This is a genomic window from Cellulophaga sp. RHA19 (genome assembly GCF_002813425.1).
GTDB lineage: Bacteria > Bacteroidota > Bacteroidia > Flavobacteriales > Flavobacteriaceae > Cellulophaga.
Genome location: NZ_PHUL01000001.1, coordinates 3,667,022 through 3,692,330 on the forward strand (window position 1 = coordinate 3,667,022; position 25,309 = coordinate 3,692,330).

Consider the following 25,309-nt stretch of genomic DNA (forward strand, 5'->3'; position numbering starts at 1 on the left):
TAATGATCACTAAAAAAGAACTTTTAGAATGTGCTAAAGCCAGTTTTACAAAATTTGGCAGCAAACGTATTACTTTAGATGAATTAGCAAAAACACTAGGGATATCTAAAAAAACGATTTATGTACATTTTAAAAACAAAGAAACTTTAGTGAACAAAAGTGTTGCGTCTTTAATAAACGATTATAAATTGGATATTAATGAGATTGTTAAAAACAATACTAATGACGATATACTTACTATTATATTAATATACAAACGAGGGTTTGAGTATCTTAGATACTTTAAACCCTCGTTTATTTTTGGTTTAAAAAAATATTACCCACACGCCTATACTACTTTTGATAATTTTAGAAAAGAACTTTCTTATTCTACCATTTTAAATCTTTTAAATAGTGCCAAAGAAAAAGGACTAATTTTACCTAGTGTAAACGTTAAACTTATAACAGAATTATATTTTTTAAGAGTAGAATCTATTGCGTTTTCATCAAATAATCTTTTTACAACTTATGATTCTAAAACAATTTTAGACCATCTAATTGTTCATAATTTAAAAGCAATTACAGTAGACAGTTATAGTAATTCTTATTTTTAGCCTTTTCTCTTCTTTAAAATATTTGCATCTAAAAAGTATGTCATTTTTAAAGATACTGTAGTGCTATTTTTTTCTTCTAAAACACCTTTTAAATTTGTGCCATAATTAGAGTTTACTTCTGTATTGTAATAATTAGAACCTAGTTTACAAACTAAACTAATTTCACTGGCTGGTGCAAACTGCCATTTAGATATAAAATCTATATTAAACTGGTTAAAATTATCATCATAATCATTTGGGTTTATGTTAAAACTATTTGTAGCAAAATCTCCATTTTCTTTTAATGAAAATTGATTGTTATAATCTACAGTAATCCAATAATGACGCAGACGCATATTTAAATTTAATTTAGAGTTTACAGCATAATTTAAAGTAAAGGCATTACTAAGTTGGTTTACTTTTCTACTACCAAAAATTATACTATTATTTTGCTTTGTTAAAAAGCCTACGCCCTGTGGTTTATTTTCTAAATCTTGACTAAAGTATAATGAAAAATGCTGACCAACTCTTGCGTTAAGTCCATAACCTGCTATAAACTCTCTATTATAAATATCAGAATTAAAATATTTTACTAAAACCATATAACCGGCTATAGAAACTGCTTTGTTATCATTTGTTTGGTATTCTAAAAATGTTTCTGCTTGTGCTGGTATATTAAAGTGTTTGTCTTTTGTACGTGCCTCAAAAAAATTTTTACTTTCTTCTATGTATCTAAACTCTGTAAAAAATGTATGGTTGTTTTTTTTAAAGACACCATAGGTTCCCAACTTATAATACGTTTGTTCTTGCTTCATTAAACTGTAATAGTACCTCTGCTGGTGATCTAAAAAAACTTGATATCTAGAGAATATTTTTTTAGGCTTATTATTGGTATAACTTAAATCTCCTCTAAAGCGCAGCTCATTGTTTCTAGACAAATAGCCAAAGTCATTAGAGTCAAATTTATCATCTAGTAATTTAATAGATGCTCCACCTCGCCATTTGCCACTTACTTTGCCTGCATAACCATAATACTCGTGTCCAAATTCATCTTTTTTATCAGAAAAATATTTTTGCGAAAGTGCCTTTTTAAAGTACATAGAGTACGTTCTATTTTTATTGTAATACCTATACAATAATGCTGTTAAATTAGCATCATAAACAGCGCCACTGCGTAATACAGAGTTATTTATAAAGGTTACTGATGAGTTATTTTTTAATGCTTTATCTAAAACAATTGCATTGTAATTGCTTAGTGGATTAGTTTTAAATTTTCTAAAATTATTAGTTGTTGTATTTTTTATGTGAGCTACACTTTTTGCTGTAATTCCGTTTAACACACCAATAGACAATCCGTTTTTAGATTTGCCTGTAAATTTAATTAAGTTAATAATGTTAGATGTAACTGGGTTTTCTACAACATCTTCATTTTCAAATAAATTAATATTATTTTTAGATATTGGCTCACCTCCTATTCTACGTGTATATAAATAGCCTCCTTTGTCAAAAATCTCTGTGCCTTCTACAAAAAACTGTCTATTTTCATTAAACTTTACTTCAAAAGGAGATAAGTTAAAAATTTGATCGTCTGATGGTGCCTGGCTAAAATCTGGAATAAGAGAAACATCTAACGTATATGCATTTTTGTGAACGTACTTTACATCTAAACCTCCATTAAAAGTTGTGTTTTTGGTTCCTGTAGGACTCTTTTCTGTAACTACAGACACAAAAGGGTTAAATGATAAATTTAGTGGCGGTGCTATATTACTTAACCCTTTTAATTCTCCAAGCTGATTTAAATATCCATCTACATCTAACCGTATAGGATTCCAATAAGCATCTTCATTTAAACTATTGGTTATGCGCTGAAAATTAATTTTAAAATTACTTAAATCTTCTTTTGGGAACCTAATACTATTAAAAGGTATTTTCATTTCTACTACCCATTTATTATCATATAATTTTACCTTACTCTGCCACACAACATTGTAATTAGCGTAAGAGTCATTGGCACTTAATTTCTTATCAGATTGCACTCCTGCTGCAGTAACAGAAAAATCGTAACCCTCTCTAGCCTCTCCAAAAGGATCTATTTGTATACCAAAAACATCTGCATTACCAGTATCATCCCTAGCTGTTAATTGGTTGCTTATATCTTTTTTATTATCTACATATAAAACACCTAAGACGTACAAATAACTATCATCAAACAAAATAGCAATATCTGTTTTTTGTTTAGATTGTTTTCCGGCATCTGGTAGTGTTTGTATAAAGTTACCTGCTTGTAAATGTTGTTGCCAAATTGCTTCTGTTGCATCACCATCAATCTTTATAGGCTCGTTTACTTTATGTATTATTATACTTTTTTGAGCAGACATCTTATGCACCATAAGACTTAGTACACAAAAGACAAATAATTTATACGTATTGTTTTTATTTGATAGTTTCATTATTGGTAGTTTTTTAATTGATGCCACAAATGTGAGGTTGTTCTATTAATAAATTGGTTAACCCAAGGTTAAAGGGAGGTTAATGGCAAAACCGCTAAAAAGTTTATTAAATTAACAAAAGAGCAAAAGACCTTTAAATACTGTGAACACAGCATATATTAACGTTAATGAAGGGTTAACGGCTTCTGTTTGTACTACTTAATCTAGGTTTATTGGTACTTTTGACTTGCAGAAAAAAACCAATGAAAAACAAAACAACCATATTAATAAGTACTGCTATACTAGTTTTAATAGCATTATCGTCTATACAGGCATACCTAATAAACAATACCTACCAACTAAAAAAGAAAGCATTTATTAATGAAACTACAGATGTTATTTCTGTAATAGATGACAATCCTAAACTAGATTCTTTGTACAATATTTGGGGAGATAATTTAAAAAACTACATAGCAGATTATAAAAATAATCGTTTATCTAAATCTCAAATTATAAGTAGGTCTAACGAAAAAAGTGATAGCTTAAATACCGAGTTTAAAAAAATATTTAAGGAAGAACTTAAAAAAGTAAATTTAGGATATGATGTAGATTTTAAAATGAATTTAACCAGCGTTGTTCTTTTAGATAAAATTAAAAATGATACCATATTTTATGCTGGCAAAAAACAATCTAGATTATTTGGAGAGGAATTTGATGATAAAAATGCAAAAACCATTAACAATGCAAAGTGGTTTTCTGAGCAAGAATTTGTAGAAAAAGTTGAAGGTGAAATAAAAATAAACACATTTGATTTAGAAGTAAAAACAGAAAACAAAATATTAATTAAAGAGTGGAAAAGTATTGTATACAAAAGAATGGCGTTTCTACTCTTTGCTTCTGTACTTATATTTTTAATAGTTATTGGCCTATTATATTACTCTATAAAAAACTTAATTACACAGAAAAAAATAACAGCAATTAAAACCGACTTTATAAATAACATTACACACGAGTTAAAAACACCTTTAGCTACTTTAAGTATAGCATCTAAAAGTTTAAAAAAAGCAGAAATTAAGAATAACGAAGCTATATTTAACAGTACACTAAATATTGTAGACAGACAAAATGAACGTTTGCAAAAGCTAATAGATCAAGTAATGACTAATAGCCTTAGTTCTAAAGAAATTGTTTTAAATAAAGAACAAGTTATAGATAACGAATACTTTAAGCATTTGATTGAAGATTTTAAATTATCTGTACAACAACAAGATGTTACCATAATAAATAAAGTTTGCACTGCAGAAGTTTTACTACGTATAGACAAGTTTCATTTTACTACGGCACTATTAAATATATTAGAAAATGCGGTAAAGTATGGTACAGAATCTATACAAATCACTATAGAAACCAAACATACAAACGGAGAATATAGTATTGTAATTAAAGACAATGGCATTGGCATTCCACAAAAAAACCTACCCTTAATTTTTGATAAATTCTATAGAGTTACAGATGGTAACCTACATAATGTAAAAGGCTTAGGACTGGGGCTATATTACACAAAACAAATAATAAATGCACACAATGGCTCTATTATAATTGAAAGTCAATTACATAAAGGAACAATATTTACTATTAAAACACCTATAAACTAATGCAAAAGACAACTGTTTTATTAGCCGAAGACGATTTTGATTTTGGAAGTATTTTAAAGCAATACTTAGAAATTCATGATTTTACTGTTACCTGGGCAAAAGATGGAAAAGAGGCTTTAGATTTTTTTATAGAAGAAGCAAGTAACAACAATCCTTTTGATATTTGTGTTTTTGATGTTATGATGCCAAAAATGGATGGTTTTACCTTGGCCGAAAAAATAATAAACAATAGTCCAGAAACTCCTTTTGTTTTTTTAACAGCTAAAAAAATGAAAGATGATAAAATTAAAGGCTTAAAGCTTGGGGCAGACGATTATATAGTAAAACCCTTTGAAGCAGATATACTAATATTACGATTAAAAAATATATTAAAAAGAACACAAAAAATCATTCATCAATCAAAAAACAACAGTAGTTACAACATAGGCGCCTATGTTTTTAACCCTGTTAATTACCAATTACTTTTTAATAACAAAATACAACGACTAACAGAAAAAGAAGCTCAGTTAATAGCTTATTTTTTTGAGAATAAAAACCAAATGGTAAAAAGAGATCATCTGCTTACTGCTGTTTGGGGCACAGACGATTTTTTCTCTGGTCGTAGTATGGATGTTTTTATTAGTAGACTCCGTAAATATTTTAAAGAAGACAACAACATATCTATAGAAAGCGCGCGTGGTGTTGGCTTAACCTTTAAAATTAAGGAGTAAAATGTAACAACAAAAACTTCTGTTTAAAGCAGAAATCAAAAACAAAATCTATGAAAACAAAAGCAATATTAACCGTACACATTATTCTATTTTTGCTAGGAAACACAGTACTGGCACAAACAATACCAACCCCTCCAAAACCACCAACAACACATTCATCCTCTTCTAGTTCTATGTCTTATTCTAGATCTAGCAGCAATAATAGTAGTGGTAGTATTTCTATAGCTATTAGCAATACAAATGATAGTTATAAGTTTAAAGCAAAATTCCCTCAAAAAAGATACTCAGAGTTAGTATCTGTATTAAAAAATGAATTAGAATCTAAAAAAATGACCAAATCTGGTAATTCTTATTCTTGGATTTCTAATGCTGATGAGAATGAAGTTTATAATGTAAACCTAAATTCTAAAAAACTAGTAATGTTTTTAGATAAAAATGTAGCTTCTGATGCGCTTATTACAAAGTTTGAAGCCTTAGGAAAAACATTAAAAACAGTCATATCTGGTAATGATGAAACAAAACGAGAAGCAGAAGAATTACAGCGCGAAGCAGATAGGCTACTTAGAGATGCAGAAAGAATGAAACGTGAAGCTGCAAGAATACAAAGAGAAGCAGAACGTTTAGAACAGGCTAACCTACAAAGCTACAAGGATGATGCTATACATATTGCCGAAGAAGCAAAACGGCTAGCAGAAAAAGCCGCAGATATTAGTACAAAAGCTAGTCATAAAGGAGCAATTAGTGCTCCTTTAAAAATGCTTTTAAGTAGCAGTAAAACTATTTTAAGTAATAGTATACAAAATGCTAATAACTACACTTGGCCAAATGCACAAACAGAACTTATTACCGCTCTTTTAAAAGATAAAATAATACAGTCTAAAAATGATATTGCTTGCAACGCAGACCAAACAGGCGTTTACATTAACGGAACAAAACTTACCAACACACAAATTAACCAATATAAGAGTGTTTTAAAAAAATACAATATTAGCTCAGAAAATACATTTTCATTTTACAAAACTGGTCAAAACATTGTTATATTAAATGACAATGCAAAACTGACTAATTTTCTAAAAACATTAAAAGAAAAAGGATATATATCCTCTTTAAAAGAAAAGTTGCTTTTAGAAATTAATGGCACAACAATTATAAAAAACGGAAAAACTATTTCTGCTAAAGATGTAGCAATTTACAACACACTGCTTTTACAAAATAACATTATACCTGCACCTGGTAAAATTATAGAAATAACAGATGCTAATGCTTATAAATTAGGATACACACTAAACAGCAAAGCACATTTAGGAACTTGGGTTATGCCTTAAGTAAAGCACAACCCAGTTCTTAATTTTTAAAATTATTTTTTTGTTATGGACATTGAGTATGGTTTAGCATTTTTATCCATTCCTCTATTCTTGTTAGGTGTATTTTTCATACCAAAATTATAAGTTGAACCACTCATAATATCATCAAACGTAATGTAGTTTTTCTTATAACTATTTCCGTTTTTCTGTACCTCATCAATATAAATATTTTCTTTACTATTGTTTGGAGCATTAACTGTAAAAGTGTTTCCATTTCTTAAATGCATTTTTACACTTTTAAACAACGGACTGCCCAAAGCATATTCTCCTGTTCCTGGAGTTACAGGATAAAAACCTGCAGCAGAAAACACGTACCAAGCAGATGTTTGCCCATTATCCTCATCACCACACAAACCATCTGGTGCAGAAGAATAAAGCTTATCCATTACATTACGCACATGTATTTGTGTTTTCCAAGGTTGGTCTAACCAATTATATAAATAAATAGCGTGTTGTACGGGTTGGTTTCCGTGTGCATATTGCCCCATATCTGCAACTAACATTTCTGTAATTTCATGTATTTGTTGTCCGTAATAAGAGTCGTTAAAAGTAGGTGCTGCAGTAAAAACATCGTCTAACCTAGAGCGCATTTTAGCTACACCTCCAAAGTCTTCTGCTAAACCTAACGGATCATGAAAAACACACCACGTCCAGTGCCAAGCAGCACCTTCTGTAAAAGCATCTCCCCATTTATCTGGCGTATACGTAGTTGCCCAAGAACCATCTTTATTTTTACCTCGCATAAAACCTATTTTAGGATCAAAGACATTCTTATAATTTAGAGATCGTTCTCTAAATAACTTCACCTCTTTTTTAGGCTTTCCTAATGCTTCTCCCAATTCTGCAATACTCCAATCTGCAAATGCATATTCTAGTGTACGTGCAGCATTTTCATTAACGCCAACATCATAAGGTACATATCCTAAATCATTATAAAATTCAGCACCAAAACGACCAACAGAATTAACTGGTCCTTTGCTTGTAGAATTCTTTTTAACAGCTTCATAAAGAGTTTCAACATCGTACCCTCTAATTCCTCTTAAGTAAGCATCTGCAATGTTTATGGCAGAGTTAGACCCTATCATACAATCTCTATGTCCAGGACTTGCCCACTCTGGCAACCAACCACTTTCATTATACGTATTTACTAAGCCTTGCATTACATTACTTAAATACTCTGGGTACATTATAGTAAAGAATGGAAAAACCGCTCTAAATGTATCCCAAAAGCCATTATCTGTAAACATATAACCTGGTAATACTTTACCATTGTAAGGACTGTAATGCACTATTTCATCTGCAGCGTTTAACTCATAAAACTTTCTTGGAAATAATAGTACTCTGTACAAAGCAGTATAAAATGTTCTGTATTGTTCTACAGTACCACCATCTACTTCCATACGGCCTAATTCTTTATTCCATGCAGTTGCAGCTTTTTCTTTAGTCTGACTAAAAGTGTCTTCTCCTATTTCTCTTTTTAGGTTGATTTCTGCTTGTTCTAAACTTATAAAAGACGATGCCACTTTTGCAGTAACTTGCTCACCATCTTTAGTTGAAAAACTAATTGCAGCACCAACGTGGTAACCTTCTGCTTCTTTATTAAAAGATGTTTGTTCTTTACCTTCTTTTTCTTTTTTCCAAGTTAAAACCTCATCAAAATCTTTATCAAAAACTAATACAAAGTAATTGTGAAAATTCTCTGGTACACCACCGCTATTATTTCTGCAATAGCCAATAATTTTACGTTCTTCTGGTATTATTTTTACCATAGAACCTTTAAAAAAACCATCTACAAGAATATGAGATTTTTTAGATTCTGGAAATGTAAATCTAAACTGTGCTCCTCTTTCTGTTGGTGTAATTTCTGTAGTTACATCATAATCTGCCAAGTAAGCACTGTAGTAATGTGGTTTGCTAATTTCTGATTTGTGTGAATACCAAGAAGCTCTATCATCTTCATTAATTTTTAATTTTCCTGTTTCTGGAAATAATGAAAATGCAGCATAATCATTAATCCACGGACTTGGCTGATGCGTTTGTTTAAAACCTCTAAGTTTAAGGGCATCGTAGGTATATCCCCAGCCGTCTCCCATTTTTCCTGTTTGGGGAGTCCAAAAGTTCATACCCCAAGGCGTAGCAATTGCAGGGTAAGTGTTACCATTAGACAATGCAAACTCGGAGTCTGAGCCCACCAATGGGTTTACATAATCTACATAAGAAACTGCCGTAGTAGATTGTGCTACTACAGCAGTTGTAATAATTGCAATAAGGGGAAAAAGTATTTTAGTTAATTTCATTTTTTGGGTTTGAGTTCTATTTTAAGAATGCTTTTTTAAATATAAGATTATTACAGAAACTAGTGTAATAAAAAAAGAGAAGGAATACTTTTTTCCTCCTCTTTTAAAAAACTAAATAATTACACTAAAAAACTATTTATCCCACCATACTCTTGTGGTAAGTACATCTGGACCTTGAGATGCAATTGCCGCAGCATAGTTATCTGGGTTATTACTTTGTTCGCTAGTAGCGTACGTTAATCTTCTTGGTATAGTACCACCAGTCTCATTACCTGGATAATTTGTAGGTGTTAAATTAGGAAAACCTGTTCTTCTCCAATTAGCAAAAGCCTCGTACTCATTTAAAAAAGTAGCTGCCCAATACTGTGTATTAATTTGCTCTAATGCATTTGCTGCATCAAAAGGGTTAGCTACTAAATAAGCATCTATAGCAGAGTCATCAATTACAGCTGCATCTCCGTAAATAGCTAACATTTTCATTGCTGCTCTTACTCCATTATTATAATGCATAGCTGCATCACCACCAGCTAAGCCCCAACGCTCTGCTGCTTCTGCAAGCATAAATTCTACTTCTGCATAAGTCTGAAAAAACATTGGCGCACCTTCACCAGTAATAATACTTCTGTTAGGTTCTGCATATAAGTCTGTATCTTTTTCTCCTGTAGACTCTTCTAATAATTGACTATCTAAACCGTTTGGTAAACCTTTTAAATCTGCAACATCTGTACTACCATCACTTCTACGAGCTGCTAAAATTGGCAGTCTAGGGTCTCCTTGTAAAAAGTCTATAAACGTTTTGCTCATTCTAGGGTTGGCATCTGCAGTAAAAACCTCTCCATTACCGTTTTTATTTATTCCCTCAGGTCCAGCTGTATGCTGTATGTATGCAATATCATCATTAGATTCCATTACGCCACCAGCTATAGCTTTAGTTGCCCAAGCTTCTGCCGCAGCAGGATCTACTTTTATTAAGCGTAGACCTAACCTAAGCATCATTGAATTTCCAAATTTTTTCCATTGAGATTGATCTCCTTGAAACATTAAATCTGCATCTCCAAAACCAGAAACACCAGTACCTAATGCTGCTACAGACTCCTCTAACTCTTTAAGCATATCTGCATAAATATCACTCTGTTTGTCATATTTTGGAGTTAAGTTTCCTGTTAATACCGCTTTACCAGCTTCAGAATAAGGAACATCACCATACAAATCTGTTAATCTGTGGTAAATAAAAACTCTCATTATTCTAGTAATAGCTTTCATTTCTTCTGGTTGTTCTTCTTGGTCTAACTGAACAAGCATATCCTCTACGGTTTTTATAGCATTACCGTAAATACGATCTATCATAGAAGATGCATAGCCTTTGTTCCAAGTGTATTTATCTCCAGACCAATAGCCTGCTGTTGTAGACAAATGTTGCATCATTGTAGACGAGTAAATTAAATTTGCTCTCCAGTTCTCATAACGCTCACCAGAAGTATATAATTGAGCTGCACTAAGTTTAGTGGTAGCTGGCACCTGATTTGGTGCTGTAGGGTTAACGTTTAGCTCTTCAAAACCTTTATCACAGGCTCCAAGAACTAGTACAAATGATAATATAAATAATATTTTTCTCATGTTCTTAAAATTTTACATTTAGACTAAAACCATAGTTTCTAGTTGATGGCACACCAAAATATTCTAAACCTTGTGAGTTACCTGAGTTGTATGTACTTTCTGGATCTACATTATCTATGCTTCTTGAAATGTAGAATAAGTTTCTTGCTATTAATGATACATTTACACTACTTATAAATGTTTTTTCTAGCATTTTTTCTGGTAATGAATACCCTAAACTAAACTCTCTAAACTTTATATAGTCAGAATCCTCTACAAATTCCTCTGCAATACGACTAACTCTTCCATAGTATGTTTGTAAATCTTCTGGTGCAACAGTAGTTGTAAATGGTTGTCCTGTATCTCCGTCTATACCAGAAACTACTAATCCGTTTTCTCTTCCTTTTAAAGTTTCTTTGTGTAAACCTGTACTATAACCTAAAGCATTAGTACCAGATAATAATTGTCCGCCAAATTTACCGTCAATTAAAAAGCCTAAGCTAAAATCTTTATATCTAAAGGTATTACTCCAACCTAAAGTTAATGGTGGCACACCTTCTCCTAGTATTTTACGCTCTCCTTCTTGTGCAATTGGCACACCTTCAGAGTTTATATCGTATATAATGTTACCTGCATCATCTCTATTATAAGATACACCTACTATAGAACCATAAGGCTCACCTACAACGTGTGTAATTCTTGCGTTTTGTGTTCTTGGTTCATCTAAACTAATAGGTGTACCCTCATCATTAGTAGCAGTAACTTCACTTTTATTGTAAGATCCATTAAAGCTTGTGTTCCATCTAAAATTTTCAGTTTGTATTGGTGTACCAGATATTAAAAACTCTATACCTTTATTTTCTAACTTACCAATGTTAGCAGTTGCGCTATCATAACCAGAGAATACAGATGTTGAAATGTTTACAATATCTTTAGTTGTTTCATTTTGATAGTAAGCAACATCAAAAGATAATCTGTTTCCAAAAAGTCTAAGATCTAAACCTATTTCTGTTTCATCTTTTTCCCAAGGAACTAAATTTGGATTTGGAACAGAACTACCATTAATTCTACCTAAAGTTTGCCCTTGGTGTCCTTGTCCAAAAATTTGGTATGTTGGCGCTAATTGGTATGCTAAATCTCCACCACCAGCTACACCAGAATAACCACCTCTAATTTTTAAGAAGTCTATAAAGCTAGGTAGCTCTAATACATCTGATAAAATAACACTTGTATTTACAGAAAAGTAAAACTCGTTGTTTGGTGTAGTTTTACCTGGGTAAGATAATGTAGAAAACCAATCGTTTCTTCCTGTAAAAGTTAAGTAAGCCCACTTATCATAAGAAAAACCAAGAGAACCATAAATACCAGAAATTTTTCTTTCTTGAAATTCTCTACTTCTACTTTGATCTCTAAGGTTTGATATATCTTCAAAACCTGGAACAACAAAATTATCTCCTCCTAAAATTAAAGTTTCAGTTTTAACGTGGTTTGTATTTGCACCTACCAAACCATCAATAGCAAATTTTTCTGTAATATTTTTGTCTATACCTAACATTACATCAGCATCTATTTGTGTATATCTACCTTCAGTCTCGTTCATACCTCCTAAAAGTTTATATGCTGTTCCCCAAGGCTCTATAGATGTAGATTTTCTTGTGTAATGATCTACACCAACACGGGTAGAAGCGTATAACCAATCTAAAATATCATAACGTAAAGATGTAGAAGCTATAATTCTGTTTTTTAAATCTTGATTACTAAAGTTATAGGCAGAATAATAAGGGTTTTGCGAGTAAATGTTTGCAGAATACCCTCTTTCAGATCCGTCTGGATTTGCACCCGGATTCATATCACGTACATCTACGTTTGGAGACAATAATGCAACCGTATAATTTGCATTTCCTGGTGCATCAGACAATCTTGGTCTGTTATTTACATTTTCTACAATATACTTTACATTAACCTGACTTGTTAACTTGTCTGCTAAAACAGCACTTGTATTTAAAGAAAATGATTTTCTATTTATACCAGAATTAGGAACAATATCTTGATTATCTAAATCTGATACAGAAAGTCTATAACTCATTTTTTCAGAGCCACTAGTAATAGCTATTGTGTTTATAAATGTAGTACCTGTTCTGTAAAAATGATCTCTGTTGTCACCAACATAAGAGTATGGTCTTTCTTCTCCATCCCATTGTACAACGCTAGAACCATCTAGTTTTGGACCCCAAGAAGACAATCCTAAATCAAAAGCTTCAGACTGGTTAGCAGGTACTCTACCTCTAGTACCTTGTCCATATGAAGTTTGAAAATCTGTTAATGAAGTATCTACCTCATCAAAAGTAACAGAACTACTTATTTCTACTCCTAATCCTTTTTTCTGAGAACCATTTTTAGTAGTAATAATTATGACACCATTACCTGCTCTAGAGCCATAAAGAGCTGCAGCTGCACCACCTTTTAATACACTTACAGATGCAATATCATCTGGATTTATACTAGAGATACCATCACCTCCGTCACTACCACCATAAGTGCCAGCTGATCCACTATTTTCATTACCAATAGGAATACCATCTACAACATACAAAGGTTGGTTGTTACCTGTTAATGTGCTGTTACCACGAATAATAACCCTACTAGAACCAGCGGCACCAGTTGAGTTTTGTGTAATATTTACACCTGCAACCTTACCTTGTAAAGAGTTAATTGCACTAACTTGCTTTACATTAGATAGCTCATCTCCTCCAACTTCTGTTAAAGAATATCCTAATGCTTTTGCTTCTTTTTTAATACCTAAAGCTGTCACAACTACTTCGCCTAACTGCTCTGCATCTTCAACCATAGAAACATTAAGTGTGGTTTGCCCTGCTACTGTAGCACTTTTGGCCGTATAACCTATAGAGGTAAACTCTAGTATTGAAGAGTCACCTGCTACAGTTATTGTGTATTTACCATCAAAATCTGTAGATGTACCATTAGATGTTCCTTTTTCTAAAACATTAACTCCTAGTAAAGGTACTCCTGCTTCATCTGTAACCGTACCAGTCACAGTTTTGTTTTGCGCTACCATACCACTAGTAAGGAGAAATAGCACAAACAACAATAAGTAATGTGTTTGTTTTTGCATACTTAAATGAGTTTTAATTGTTAAGTTAGTTATTAGTTAATTTACCTCTAAATTTTACCTATTAATGTTAAATGCAGAAATTAATTCGACTAACAACTTTGTGGAAAAGCTAAGCGACAATATACAGAGGTGTTAAAAATTTGAATACTTTATTATCAATTCCGTAATTAATACACAAACAAATACACATTTTAGAATTGCAGATGCAAAAACCTACAAAGTCAAGGTAATAAGAGACTTACAACAGAGAAAACTTGTTAAATTAAAATTTTACTCCAACCCTATTTCTAAAACAGAGCCATTTAACAAGTCTTTATGAGAAACAAAATACCCTTTAAGTTCTTTATTATTTAAATGAATAGATTTAATTTTTCCATTAACATTTCCTGTTCGCTTAATAATTAACTTTTCTTTTTTATAATAAGTTGTATCTAAATGAATAGTCATAGAAGTAAATCTTGGTGTAGAAATAGTATAAACTGGTGAAGCCGGACTAACAGGGTAAATTCCCATCATTGCATATACTAACCACGCAGACATTGTGCCTGTATCATCATTACCTGGCAAACCTGCAGGCGTATTTGTAAAATATGTTTTTATTAACGCCTGTACTCTTTTTTGAGTTTTCCATTCGTCTCCTTTACTGTAGTTATATAAAAAAGGATAAGCAATATCTGGCTCATTAGCCATATCAAACTGATTATTATCAAAAATATAATCTAGGTGAGAAACAAATTGTTTTTTTCCTCCCATTAGCTTCATTAAACCTTTAATATCGTGTGGTACCATAAAAGCGTACTGCCACGCATTGCCCTCTATATAACCCACATTTTTTTCAAAATTTGCCCCTTTGTAAGGATCAAAAGGTGTGTACCAGCTACCATCACTATTTTTAGGTCTTAGTAGCTTTAAATCACTATCAAATAATTTTTTATAAGATAAAGATTGATTATAAAACTTTTTATAGTCTGCCTTTTTACCCAATTCTTTTGCTAGTTGAGAAATAGCAAAATCTGCAATATTATATTCTTCTGTAGTAGAAACAGGCCCCTCTGCACTACCGCCTACACTTAAATATCCATTCTCCCAATACTCTTTATTTCCTGGCCTTAACGGATTATTTACAATCTTGGTTGCTCCTTTTAACATTGCTGCGTAAGCTAAATCAACATTAAAATCTGTAATACCACGTAAATATGTATCTGCTATAACTACTGGTGCTGGGTCACCAACCATTGTAAAAGTTTCTGTAGAGTTTAACTCCCATTTAGGCAGCCAACCATTTTCTTTGTACATAGACAACATACTTTTTACCATATTAGATTGTTGTGCTGGGTACAAAGTACTCATTAATGGGTGGTAGTTTCTGTACGTATCCCAAAGCGAAAAAACGGTGTATCTAGTACCTTTAGTGTTTCCTATTTTACCAGTTGCAATCTCAGGATAATCGCCATTAAAATCATTTAACGTATTTGGGTGTATTTGTGTGTGGTACAATGCTGTATAAAATATTGTTTTATCATTTGTAGAACCACCTTCTACCTCTACAGTAGACAAAGTCTTGTTCCAAGCAGCTTTTGTAGTAGCATAAACATCATCAAAATTTTTATTAGCTGTTTCCTTTTCCAAATTTTCCCTAGCATTATCTATACTTACGTAAGACACACCAATTTTAACCTCAACAGTAGTTTTCTTTTTAAAATTGTAACGCATATAAGCACCAATACTATCACCTACAACTTCTCTTGTAAACCCTTTCATTAGTCTAGTTTTGCCATTGTAGCCCATCCATTGTGCTTCTACCTCATTGTATTTATGTGGTTTTTTCCAAGCTCCAAACTCATCTGCTGGACTAGAAAATTTAGCAACAAAATATACTGGGTAAGCCTGTTCTGGACTATTATAACAGAAAGAGCCAACTGTGCGCATTCCTTCAATTTCTGTATTAGATACCACTTTTACCATTGCGCCTTGCTCATTAGTTAAGCCAAGTCCTAAATTTAAAAGTATGTTAGATTTTCCTGCTGGAAATGTATACCTAGACACTCCTACTCTTGTTGTTGCAGTAAGTTCTGTTTTTATATTGTATTTAGATAAGTTAACTGAGTAATAGCCTGCTTTAGAAACCTCATCTATGTAAGTGGTTCCGTATTGCATATGGTTTGTTTTTAAGTCTCCTGAAGTTGGCATAGTTAAAATAACTCCCAAATCTGGACAACCAACTCCGCTTAAGTTTACGTGTGTAAATCCTGTTAAAAAATTGTATTGTTTAACATATGGGTTAGATAACCAACCTGCATCTTTTTGCACTGCTACGTTAAATGGAGATACACTAGCCATACCTCTTGGCGCAATTGCACCTGGGTTTGTTGCTCCAAAATTAGAGGTTCCTATAAACGGGTTTACATAGTCTACAGGTTGTTGACCAAAGGCAAAACTTACTACAACTAAAACAATACTTAAAATTTTAAATTTTATACTCATAATTCTATTCTACTATAATTTCATCTACAAACAACCAAGCACCACCACCATTAGGCGGACTTTTTAAATTAGTTGCTACCACCTTTATGTACCTAGCTTTAGTTGGTTTAAAATTGATTTTAAAATCTTTTAATTCTGATGCATTGCTTACTTTAAATGCTCTAGTAACCTCTGCAACTTTGGTAAACTTTTTTCTGTGTTCTGATGTAAAGACTTCTATTTTTACAGGAAAATAAATTCCTGAACTTTGATTTTCTAGTGTACCAACCGTTACTGCAGAGAACTCTGTTTCTACATCAAAATCTATTACCACATCCATATTATTACCCAACCAACCTTGCCACTGTCCGTCGTGAAAATTTTTAGATCCTCTTAATACATTTACCAAACCAAGCTGTTGTTCTCCTTGGTAATTTTTATGATACTTAGTGTTATAAACTATATATTTACCAACCGCATTATGGTAATTAAACTCTTTAGTTAAGGTTTGTCCTAATTGCTTACCATTTTTAAACATTGCAGCCTTTAGTGTAGCTGTTTTATTTAGTTGAATTGGTTTTTGATATTGTAAAGACGACTGTGAAAGCAAAGAACCGTCTATAGAGTATCTAATATCTGCATCTGGAAATTCATTTTTTAATAAGATAGATAATTCGCCTTTTTCTATGTCAACTTTAGCATCTGTAGTTATCTGATAAGCACTTTTGGCATAGTTAACACCCATAACATCATAACGCTTAAACAGCTCTTTTACCCTACCTGAAAAGTTATTCCAATTTTTATTTTCTACTGGTGTCCAAAGAGCCTCAGACATAGCAGCAAGCCTAGGAAAAATCATATACTCAGACTGTTGCTCTGTTGGTATATGCTCTGCCCACAAATTTGCTTGTCCGCCTAACACGTGTTTCTCCTGCTCTGGAGTCATTTTATCTACCACTGGGTTAAACTCATACACTTTACTAAGCGGAGTATAACCACCAAATGCTAAAGGTTCTTGATCTTGATTTCCTTGGTAATGATCAAAATAACAATGTGTACCAGGTGTCATAACAACATTATGCCCTTCTGCAGATGCTTCTAAGCCACCTTTTACACCACGCCAACTCATAACAGTTGCCCCTGGAGCCAAACCGCCCTCTAAAATTTCATCCCAACCAATTAAAACTCTATTTTTAGAACTTATAAAACGCTCTATTCTTTTAATAAAATAGCTCTGCAATTGGTCTACATTTACTAAGCCTTCTGTTTGTAATCTGGTGGTGCAATGTGTACAAGTTTTCCAATTGGTTTTTGTAGCTTCATCTCCGCCAACATGTATGTATTTAAATGGAAACAACTCCATAACCTCTGTTAATACATCTTGTAAAAAGATAAATGTTTCTTCCTTACCTGCACAGTAAATATCTGTAATTGGCCATACTCCACCAGACGGAACCATAATTTGCTCATCTAAACAAGAAAACTCTGGATACGCAGCTATTGCACTACTAACGTGTGCTGGCATCTCTATTTCTGGCACTACAGTTATACCCCTTTCTGCTGCATAAGCTACTACTTCTTTTATTTGCTCTTGTGTATAAAAACCGCCATAAGTAGCTTTTGTTCCTAAAGGTGCATTTGGTCTAGCGTTCCAACCTTTATCTTCTTGGTCTACTCTATAACCACCAACAGACGTTAGTTTTGGATATTTTTTAATTTCTATTCGCCATCCTTGATCATCTACTAAATGCCAATGAAAAGTATTCATTTTTAGCATTGCCATACGGTCTAACGTTTTTTTAATATAATCTACCTCAAAAAAATGTCTAGACACATCTAACATTAGTCCTCGCCATTTAAAACGAGGAGTATCTTTAATTTCTATTACTGGAACTATCCACTCTTTTTGCACAAACGTTGTACTTTCTATACTTGCAGGAAGCAACTGCTTTATAGTTTCTAATCCATATACAAAACCAGAATACGTTTTTGCAGATACTGTTATATGATTAGAATTTATTGATAAATTATAACCTTCATGAGGTAAAGAATCTATTGTTTTAAACTGTAAAAAATTAGTAGAAGGTGCATTATTTACTACATCTAATTTTACACCAGAGACCTGTTTAAAATTTTGAGAAAAAGACGTTAATAATTTTTGCTCATTTTTTGTGCTTGCAACCAATTTTGTGTTTGCATTAAAACTAAAACTACCTTTGTATAACTCTGTAAATACAGGCTTAGGAATAATATTAATTTCTTCTTCTGTAAAGTTTTTTTCTTTTTTAGTTGTACAACTAAACGTTAGTAACAAAAGAAAAATGGTTATGTGGCAGTTAAGTTTTTTCAAAATGAAATACGTTTAATTAAATTTCTTACTAAGTTTTTTTATTACCGCATATTGCTCATCTGTAAGTGCATTACCATCAAAAATAGAGACTCCTTTTGCTCCATTATCTTTTGCTAATAGAATTGCTTTTTCTAAATCTGAAACAGACATATTTGGTACATAAATACCAGTATGCAGTTCTGTATTAGAATTTTTAAGGTCTTTTACACCTTGTCCTGTTGCAAACCCAATCCAGTCTATTTCTTCATTATAAAAGTTATGATAAATCATTGGCAGTACTTTATCTACATTCCATTTGTCCCAGCGTTGGCGCACCATATGATCTGCCATTTCTGGATAAGGAAATACTGCTGCAGTTAATATTTTGTTGTTATTATGCGCAATGATATAAGCTTCATCTACAATAGCTTTTACTTTATTTAACCTAAATTGTTTCCACTCCATATCTATAGCTGGGTTTTTAGACTCTTTAGGGTTTTTATGGTGTTCCTTTTTAAACTCTGCTATACATACATCACAGTAACAAAAATCAAACTCAGGTAACTCTACCTCTTGTTTTAAATTGTATTTTGGTAGTAAACCAATTGGTAAAAAAATATCTGAGTAACGAATATAATCTAAATGTACACTTGCTACATCTTCAACCTTTGCCAAACCTTCTACTAAACTTAATATATGAGCCTTAGACTCTTTTCTTGTTGGGCATAGCCATTTGTAATACCCTACATATGGTGGCTCATCAAAACAAGATTTACCATCTCTACTAACCGCGTACCACTCTGGGTGCTGTTCTGCAATAGCATCTCCAGGCCTGTTTACAGTAAACATCCAAGCGTGTACATTTAACCCTTCCTTTTTTGCAAAAGGAACTATTCTTTTTAGCAACTCTGGATCTGTACCTGTATTAATTAGCACATCTGTAATTCCGTTTGCGCTATATTTAGCAAATTCTTCTTGGTAAGCAGTATCCTCTTTTTCATTACTAGCAGATGTCCAAGTCCAAAATGTAAAACTATTTGTTATAGCATCTTCCTTTTCTACTACATTTTTGTCTTGTTTTTTATTCTCACAAGAAAATAAGACAAAGCCCAACAATAAAAAACTCATTACCCTTAAAAATATCTTATTCTGCTTCATTACTACTAAATTTACCATCTTCTTTAATTACTAATATTTTGTTTGTAAACGGACTTTTTAGCCAGATGTTAAATCCGGTTTTATGCTTCTCTAATTGTGGACTCACTAAAGCTCCTAAAATAGATTTAGATTGTATCTCTTTTTCATCATTATTTTCTACATAATTTAAAAATACTTTATACAAATACCATTTTATCTGTTCATCTTTTGGAATGTTCCAATCTATATTTTCTTCAGTTTTATCAGAAAAATAAACATAACCCCAAGTATTAGGTTTATGCATATTAACTACGCCTTGTGGAGACCAAACCCAATTATACTCTGGTAAATCTTTGCCGTTAGCATCTTTCTTTTTAACATATTTACCGTCTATTAAAGTATGTTGCCATTGTACCCTAGAAAAATTTATACGCCAAAAATCATTTACTGGTATTTCTGCTATTTTAGAAGGTTCAAAAAGTGATTTCCAAGGAATAGCAATTTCTGTAGACCAACTTTTATCTGTATCACCAGCGTTGTTTAAAGTTCCGTTAATATGCACAGCAGTTTTTAACCCGTTTATATCCCAATTATTAATGGCTGCACCACCTTGACTATATGTTTTTGTTAACAACAAATCCCACACAGTATTTAGTGCATTTATCTCTAGTTCCATATAATTATGAGTAGTACCAGGCGGATCTATAAAAATTTCAAAATCGTTGTTATAAAAAATTACAGCATCTCTTTTTGTAATATCTCCCCATACATGAGGCTCCTCTAGCAAGGCAAAGAAATACAAATAAGTATCATCCCAAAGCATTTTTACCCTAGTTATATAAGTCGCTTTTTTATCGCCTTCAATATCTATAAACTCTTTTGTCCATTTAGCAGTTTCCCAAGACTTTTCATTAGCTACGCCATCTATTATTAAACTATCTACTGCCTTGTTTGCTATATATTTATTAGGTGTATTTTGAGCTATTAGTGAAGCACAACCTAGGTAAATTAAAAAAAGAAAAGCAGCAATTATTCTTTTCATTTTTATAGAAGGTTCAATATCCATATTCTTTATTATTAGTAACTTTTTTTTAACATTAATATAATTTAGTTGCTAATTAAATTATTTTTTATACTTTTCAGACGTTCAATTCTGCGTGTTTAGCAAAACGCTATATCTAGTTTTTAAGCTACATAGCAACACTTTATAAATATTCCTTTTTTTATTTGTAATGGAAATAATTTTAGACCAATAACGATAGCCAAATGCTAAACGATAAAATAGTGCAGACAAAAACAAACCGAAACCAAACTAATGAATATAAACACAGATGTAGATTCTTTTTTAAACAAGAATTCTTCTAAAAGCTTTGAAATAAATTACAAACACCATATAATTTTTTGGGTTATATATTTTATTTTTAACAGCTTAAGGTATAGCAACATTCACCAAGATTTTATGCTCTCTTTGCGTATGAATCTTATAGGTTTTCCTATACATATGGCAATTGCATACTTTAACGTGTACTACTTAATGCCTAAGTTTGTTTTTAAGAAAAAATACATTAGTTACACTTTTTCTGTTATTGCCACATTATTTATTATGTTATTGGTTAAGTACTCCTTAACCTATTATTTTATTGGACCAAATGTATGGCCAGAGGGACCTGAAGAACTAAAAGGCTTAACACTTAATTATGCCACTACAATGATGGTTGGTGAACTGTACGTTTCCTCTTTTGTTGCAGCCATAAAACTCACAATAGATTGGCTAAAAGAACACAGCAAACTACATGAGTTAGAAAAGAGACAGCTAAGCACAGAATTACGTTTTTTACGCTCACAGGTTTCTCCACATTTCTTTTTTAACACGCTTAATAATGTTTACTCTTTAACTCTAGAAAAGTCTGATAAAGCTCCAGAAGTTATATTAAAATTATCTGAATTAATGCGATACTTGTTATATGCTACCAAAAAAAACAAACAAGATTTAAAGAGCGAGCTAGACTGTATACAAAACTATTTAGACCTAGAACGTTTACGTTTTGATGAGTCTTTAAATATAAACATTAGTATTTCTGGTGATCTAGAAGGTAAACGTATTTCACCTATGTTGTTAATTCCGGTAATAGAAAATTGTTTTAAACACGGAGCTAGTAAAAACATAGGAGATATGATAATAGATATAGATGTAAAGGTTAGTGAAGATTTGCTTCATTTTAAAGTATCTAACACCATACCCGTACAAAGCGCAGATAGCTTAATACCCATTAGAAGTGGTGGTATTGGACTAAGCAATTTAAAAAAACGCTTAGAGCTAGGGTATAAAAAAGAAGATTATCACCTATCTATTTTTGAAAAAGACAATATGTTTAATGTAATTCTAAAACTTAAAGTATGATTAAATTAAGAACCATAATTGTAGATGATGAACCGTTGGCTATAAATGTTTTAAAAAATTATGTTTCACAAATACAGGAATTAGAGTTACTAGAAACATTCTCTAATGCTGTTACAGCAACTACTTTTGTTCAAAACAATGAAATTGATATCATTTTTTTAGATATTAATATGCCTATATTAGATGGCTTAGATTTTCTCAAAAGCTTACAATCTATGCCAATGGTAGTTATGACAACTGCACATGAAGAGTATGCACTTACTAGTTATGAACTACAAGCTATAGATTATTTGGTTAAACCAATACCATTTCCTAGGTTTTTACAAGCAGTACAGCGCATTATAAAATTAAAACAAGGCAGTACTACAAAAGCCATAACTACCAATACTTCTACAGATAACGCTAGTATTTTTATTAAGATAGATAAAAAGAAGTTGCAAAAAATAGTGTTAGATGACATTATGGTAATTGAAAGTTTAAAGGACTATATCCGTATAAAAACAAAATCAGATAAATACATTATACACAGAACTTTAAGTAGTTTTACAGATGAATTACCTAGTGATAAATTTATAAGAATACACAGGTCTTATACCATATCTATCTCTAAAGTAGATACCATAGAAGGTAATAGTTTAGAAATTGGTGGTATACGGTACACAATTGGGCGTAGTTACATTAATGACGTAAAAGAAACACTTTTGGGACGCGCATAAATTTCAATTTTTAAGAAAAAGCTGTTAGGTTTTCATTTTGTATTTATTAAGCTATTGTTACAAGTTACTGGTCGATTTTTATTGCTAACAATTTAAAGAATAACAATATTTAAGAACAATAAACTAGCTGATTCTTAAAAATTATGATATTATCTAATTGGTTTCTATATCAAAAAAATAATGTAGCAAAAATAGCTTTTGCTGTATTAATTACTATTGGTGCTACTAGTTGCAAAACAGAAAACAAATATTCTGAGGTTGCCATAGCAGAAAATGGTACAGCAGCAATTCCTGATAAAATAGACTTTACATTTCACGTAAAACCTATTATATCTGATAGGTGTTTTATTTGCCACGGACCAGATAAAAATGCTGTTGAAGGTAATTTTTCTATGGTTACACCAGAGGAGGCTTATAAAGCTTTAGGAGAAAACTTAGACCATTATGCTATTGTGCCAGGAGACACAGAAAAAAGCGGAATGCTAGACCGTATTTACTCCAAAGATCCGGGGAGTATAATGCCGCCTCCAGAGTCTAACTTAATACTTACCGAGTACGAAAAAGAAATATTAAAAAAATGGGTAGAGCAAGGTGCAGAATATAAAGACCATTGGGCTTTTACACCTCCAGAAAATCAAAATGTACCTAAAACTAAAGATACTTGGGGAAATAACGAAATAGATAACTTTATTTATCAAAAATTAGAAGAAAACAACTTACAACCTTCTGAGCAGGCTCCAAAAGAAAAATTATTACGTAGAGTTTATTTTGATTTAACTGGCTTGCCACCATCTACAAAAGACATAAACAATTTTTTACAAGATTCTTCTGCTAATGCATATGAAAAAGTAGTAGATAAACTTTTAGAATCACAAGACTATGCAGAAAATATGGCTGCAGAATGGATGGATATTGCTCGTTATGCAGACACACACGGTTACCAAGATGATTTTGAACGTATTATGTGGCCTTGGAGAGATTGGGTAATTAACGCTTTTAACAAAAATATACCTTACAATAAATTTGTTACAGACCAATTAGCAGGAGATTTAATACCGGATGCATCTTTAGAACAAGTTTTAGCTACAGGTTTTAACCGTAACCATAAAATTACTTATGAAGGCGGAGTAATACCAGAAGAATACAGAGTAGAATACGTAGAGGACCGTATTACTACTTTTGGTACTGCTTTTTTAGGATTAACATTAGAGTGTGCGCGTTGTCATGACCATAAATATGATCCTATTAGTCAAAAAGCACATTTCTCATTCTTTAGCTTTTTTAATAATATAGATGAAGACGGATTAGTAAACGGCGGTTCTGGCGTAATTCCTAAACCATATATTACAATTACAGAGAAAGAAAAAAATGAAGTTTTAGATTTTGTTCAATTACAAAAATCAGACATAAAAGAAGTTCCTGTAATGGTTATGCAAGAGATGAAAACTCCTAGACAAGCATATATTCTTAACAGAGGATTATATGATCAGCACGGAGAAAAAGTATATCCAGATACTCCAAAAACTATTTTAACTTACCCAGAAGAGTTTGAAAAAAACAGACTTGGACTGGCAAAATGGTTGTTTCATAAAGACAATCCTTTAACTGCCAGAGTTGCTGTTAACCGTTTTTGGCAACGTATGTTTGGTACCGGTATTGTAGCTAGTTCTTATGATTTTGGCAACCAAGGAGCATTACCTACACATCCAGAATTGCTAGACTATTTGGCATTACAATTTAGAGACAGTGATTGGGATACCAAAAAAATGCTAAAGCTAATGGCTATGTCAAAAACTTATCAGCAAAAAACAGTTATTAGTAAAGAAGCTTTAGAAAAAGACCCAGAAAACAAATGGTTAGCACGCGGACCAAGAATACGTTTGTCTGCAGAAATGATAAGAGACCAAGCCCTTTTTGTAAGCGGACTATTAAATAAAGAAGTTGGTGGACCAAGTGTAAAACCATACCAGCCAGAAGGAATTTGGGAAGAAACTACAGGAGGTGGTGGCGGTAGTACATCTTCTTACGTTTTAAGCGAAGGAAAAGATTTGTACCGTAAAAGTTTGTATACATTTTGGAAACGTACCGTACCTCCACCAAGTATGATAACTTTTGATGCTGCTTCTAGAGATTTATGTTCTGTAAAAAGACAAGAAACCAACACACCATTGCAAGCATTGGTTTTATTAAATGACCCGCAACTAATAGAGGCTGCACGTGTATTAGCTGCTAATGCAATTAAAAAAGAGACAAGTATAGAAAAACAAATTTCATACATTTTTCAATCTTCTACATCTAGACTACCAGATGAAACAGAGGTTACAGAACTTACCAACCACTATAATGATATGTTAAACAGAGTAAAAAGTAACGAAATTAATACAGACGAATATTTAGCCATTGGCTCTTATAAAGTTGATGCTTCTATTACTGTAGATAATTTAGCTGCTTTGTCTTTAACAGCGCATACCATTTTAAATTTAGATGAAACTATAACCAAAGGATAG

General features: G+C 32.1%; 15 protein-coding genes. 7 read left to right on the forward strand and 8 right to left on the reverse strand.

Going from position 1 to position 25,309, the window contains the following annotated elements:
- The first annotated feature begins 2 nt into the window (after positions 1–2).
- A complete protein-coding gene (locus AX016_RS15855; protein WP_100896542.1) occupies positions 3–593 on the forward strand; it encodes a TetR/AcrR family transcriptional regulator in 591 nt (196 codons plus the stop codon).
- Here the strand turns inward: AX016_RS15855 and AX016_RS15860 are convergent.
- Positions 590–3,022 (reverse strand): DUF5916 domain-containing protein, encoded by a 2,433-nt coding sequence (locus AX016_RS15860; protein WP_100896543.1) that lies wholly within the window; start codon positions 3,020–3,022, stop codon positions 590–592. The two genes, AX016_RS15855 and AX016_RS15860, sit on opposite strands and share 4 nt — an antisense overlap.
- Before the next feature lie 242 nt (positions 3,023–3,264).
- Between AX016_RS15860 and AX016_RS15865 the strand changes: the two genes are divergently transcribed.
- From AX016_RS15865 to AX016_RS15875, 3 genes are read left to right on the forward strand one after another with little or no spacing between them, the layout of a single operon-like run.
- Positions 3,265–4,656: a sensor histidine kinase gene (locus AX016_RS15865; RefSeq protein ID WP_100896544.1), complete on the forward strand. Its 1,392-nt coding sequence runs from the start codon at positions 3,265–3,267 to the stop codon at positions 4,654–4,656.
- The gene (locus AX016_RS15870; RefSeq protein ID WP_100896545.1) at positions 4,656–5,366 is read left to right on the forward strand and encodes a response regulator transcription factor; all 711 of its coding nucleotides are present in this window, start codon (positions 4,656–4,658) and stop codon (positions 5,364–5,366) included. Before AX016_RS15865 ends, AX016_RS15870 begins: the two co-directional genes overlap by 1 nt.
- A gap of 50 nt (positions 5,367–5,416) precedes the next feature.
- Positions 5,417–6,691, forward strand: coding sequence for a hypothetical protein (locus AX016_RS15875; protein WP_100896546.1), 1,275 nt, complete (start codon positions 5,417–5,419; stop codon positions 6,689–6,691).
- Between the two features lie 32 nt (positions 6,692–6,723).
- On the opposite strand, the gene AX016_RS15880 is transcribed toward AX016_RS15875, so the two are convergent.
- From AX016_RS15880 to AX016_RS15910, 7 genes are all read right to left on the reverse strand, one after another.
- Positions 6,724–9,027 carry a GH92 family glycosyl hydrolase gene (locus AX016_RS15880; RefSeq protein WP_100896547.1) on the reverse strand — a complete coding sequence of 768 codons (2,304 nt, stop codon included), beginning with the start codon at positions 9,025–9,027 and terminating at the stop codon, positions 6,724–6,726.
- 132 nt (positions 9,028–9,159) lie between these two features.
- Complete coding sequence (locus AX016_RS15885) at positions 9,160–10,644, reverse strand: SusD/RagB family nutrient-binding outer membrane lipoprotein (protein ID WP_100896548.1); 1,485 nt, start codon at positions 10,642–10,644, stop codon at positions 9,160–9,162.
- 4 nt (positions 10,645–10,648) lie between these two features.
- A complete protein-coding gene (locus AX016_RS15890) occupies positions 10,649–13,756 on the reverse strand; it encodes a SusC/RagA family TonB-linked outer membrane protein (RefSeq protein ID WP_100896549.1) in 3,108 nt (1,035 codons plus the stop codon).
- Between the two features lie 270 nt (positions 13,757–14,026).
- Entirely contained in the window at positions 14,027–16,240 is a 2,214-nt protein-coding gene (locus AX016_RS15895) for a GH92 family glycosyl hydrolase (RefSeq protein WP_100896550.1), read from the reverse strand.
- Positions 16,241–16,244: 4 nt separating this feature from the next.
- Complete coding sequence (locus AX016_RS15900; protein ID WP_232732642.1) at positions 16,245–18,569, reverse strand: glycoside hydrolase family 20 protein; 2,325 nt, start codon at positions 18,567–18,569, stop codon at positions 16,245–16,247.
- A gap of 12 nt (positions 18,570–18,581) precedes the next feature.
- Entirely contained in the window at positions 18,582–19,706 is a 1,125-nt protein-coding gene (locus AX016_RS15905) for a family 10 glycosylhydrolase (RefSeq protein WP_232732643.1), read from the reverse strand.
- Positions 19,693–20,727, reverse strand: coding sequence for a carbohydrate-binding family 9-like protein (locus tag AX016_RS15910; RefSeq protein WP_232732644.1), 1,035 nt, complete (start codon positions 20,725–20,727; stop codon positions 19,693–19,695). Before AX016_RS15910 ends, AX016_RS15905 begins: the two co-directional genes overlap by 14 nt.
- Positions 20,728–21,000: 273 nt before the next feature.
- Between AX016_RS15910 and AX016_RS15915 the strand changes: the two genes are divergently transcribed.
- From AX016_RS15915 to AX016_RS15925, 3 genes are all read left to right on the forward strand, one after another.
- Positions 21,001–22,086: a sensor histidine kinase gene (locus AX016_RS15915; RefSeq protein ID WP_100896554.1), complete on the forward strand. Its 1,086-nt coding sequence runs from the start codon at positions 21,001–21,003 to the stop codon at positions 22,084–22,086.
- Positions 22,086–22,802 (forward strand): LytR/AlgR family response regulator transcription factor, encoded by a 717-nt coding sequence (locus tag AX016_RS15920; RefSeq protein WP_198519473.1) that lies wholly within the window; start codon positions 22,086–22,088, stop codon positions 22,800–22,802. The genes AX016_RS15915 and AX016_RS15920 overlap by 1 nt, the downstream gene beginning before the upstream one ends.
- A gap of 143 nt (positions 22,803–22,945) precedes the next feature.
- Positions 22,946–25,309 (forward strand): PSD1 and planctomycete cytochrome C domain-containing protein, encoded by a 2,364-nt coding sequence (locus AX016_RS15925; RefSeq protein WP_100896556.1) that lies wholly within the window; start codon positions 22,946–22,948, stop codon positions 25,307–25,309.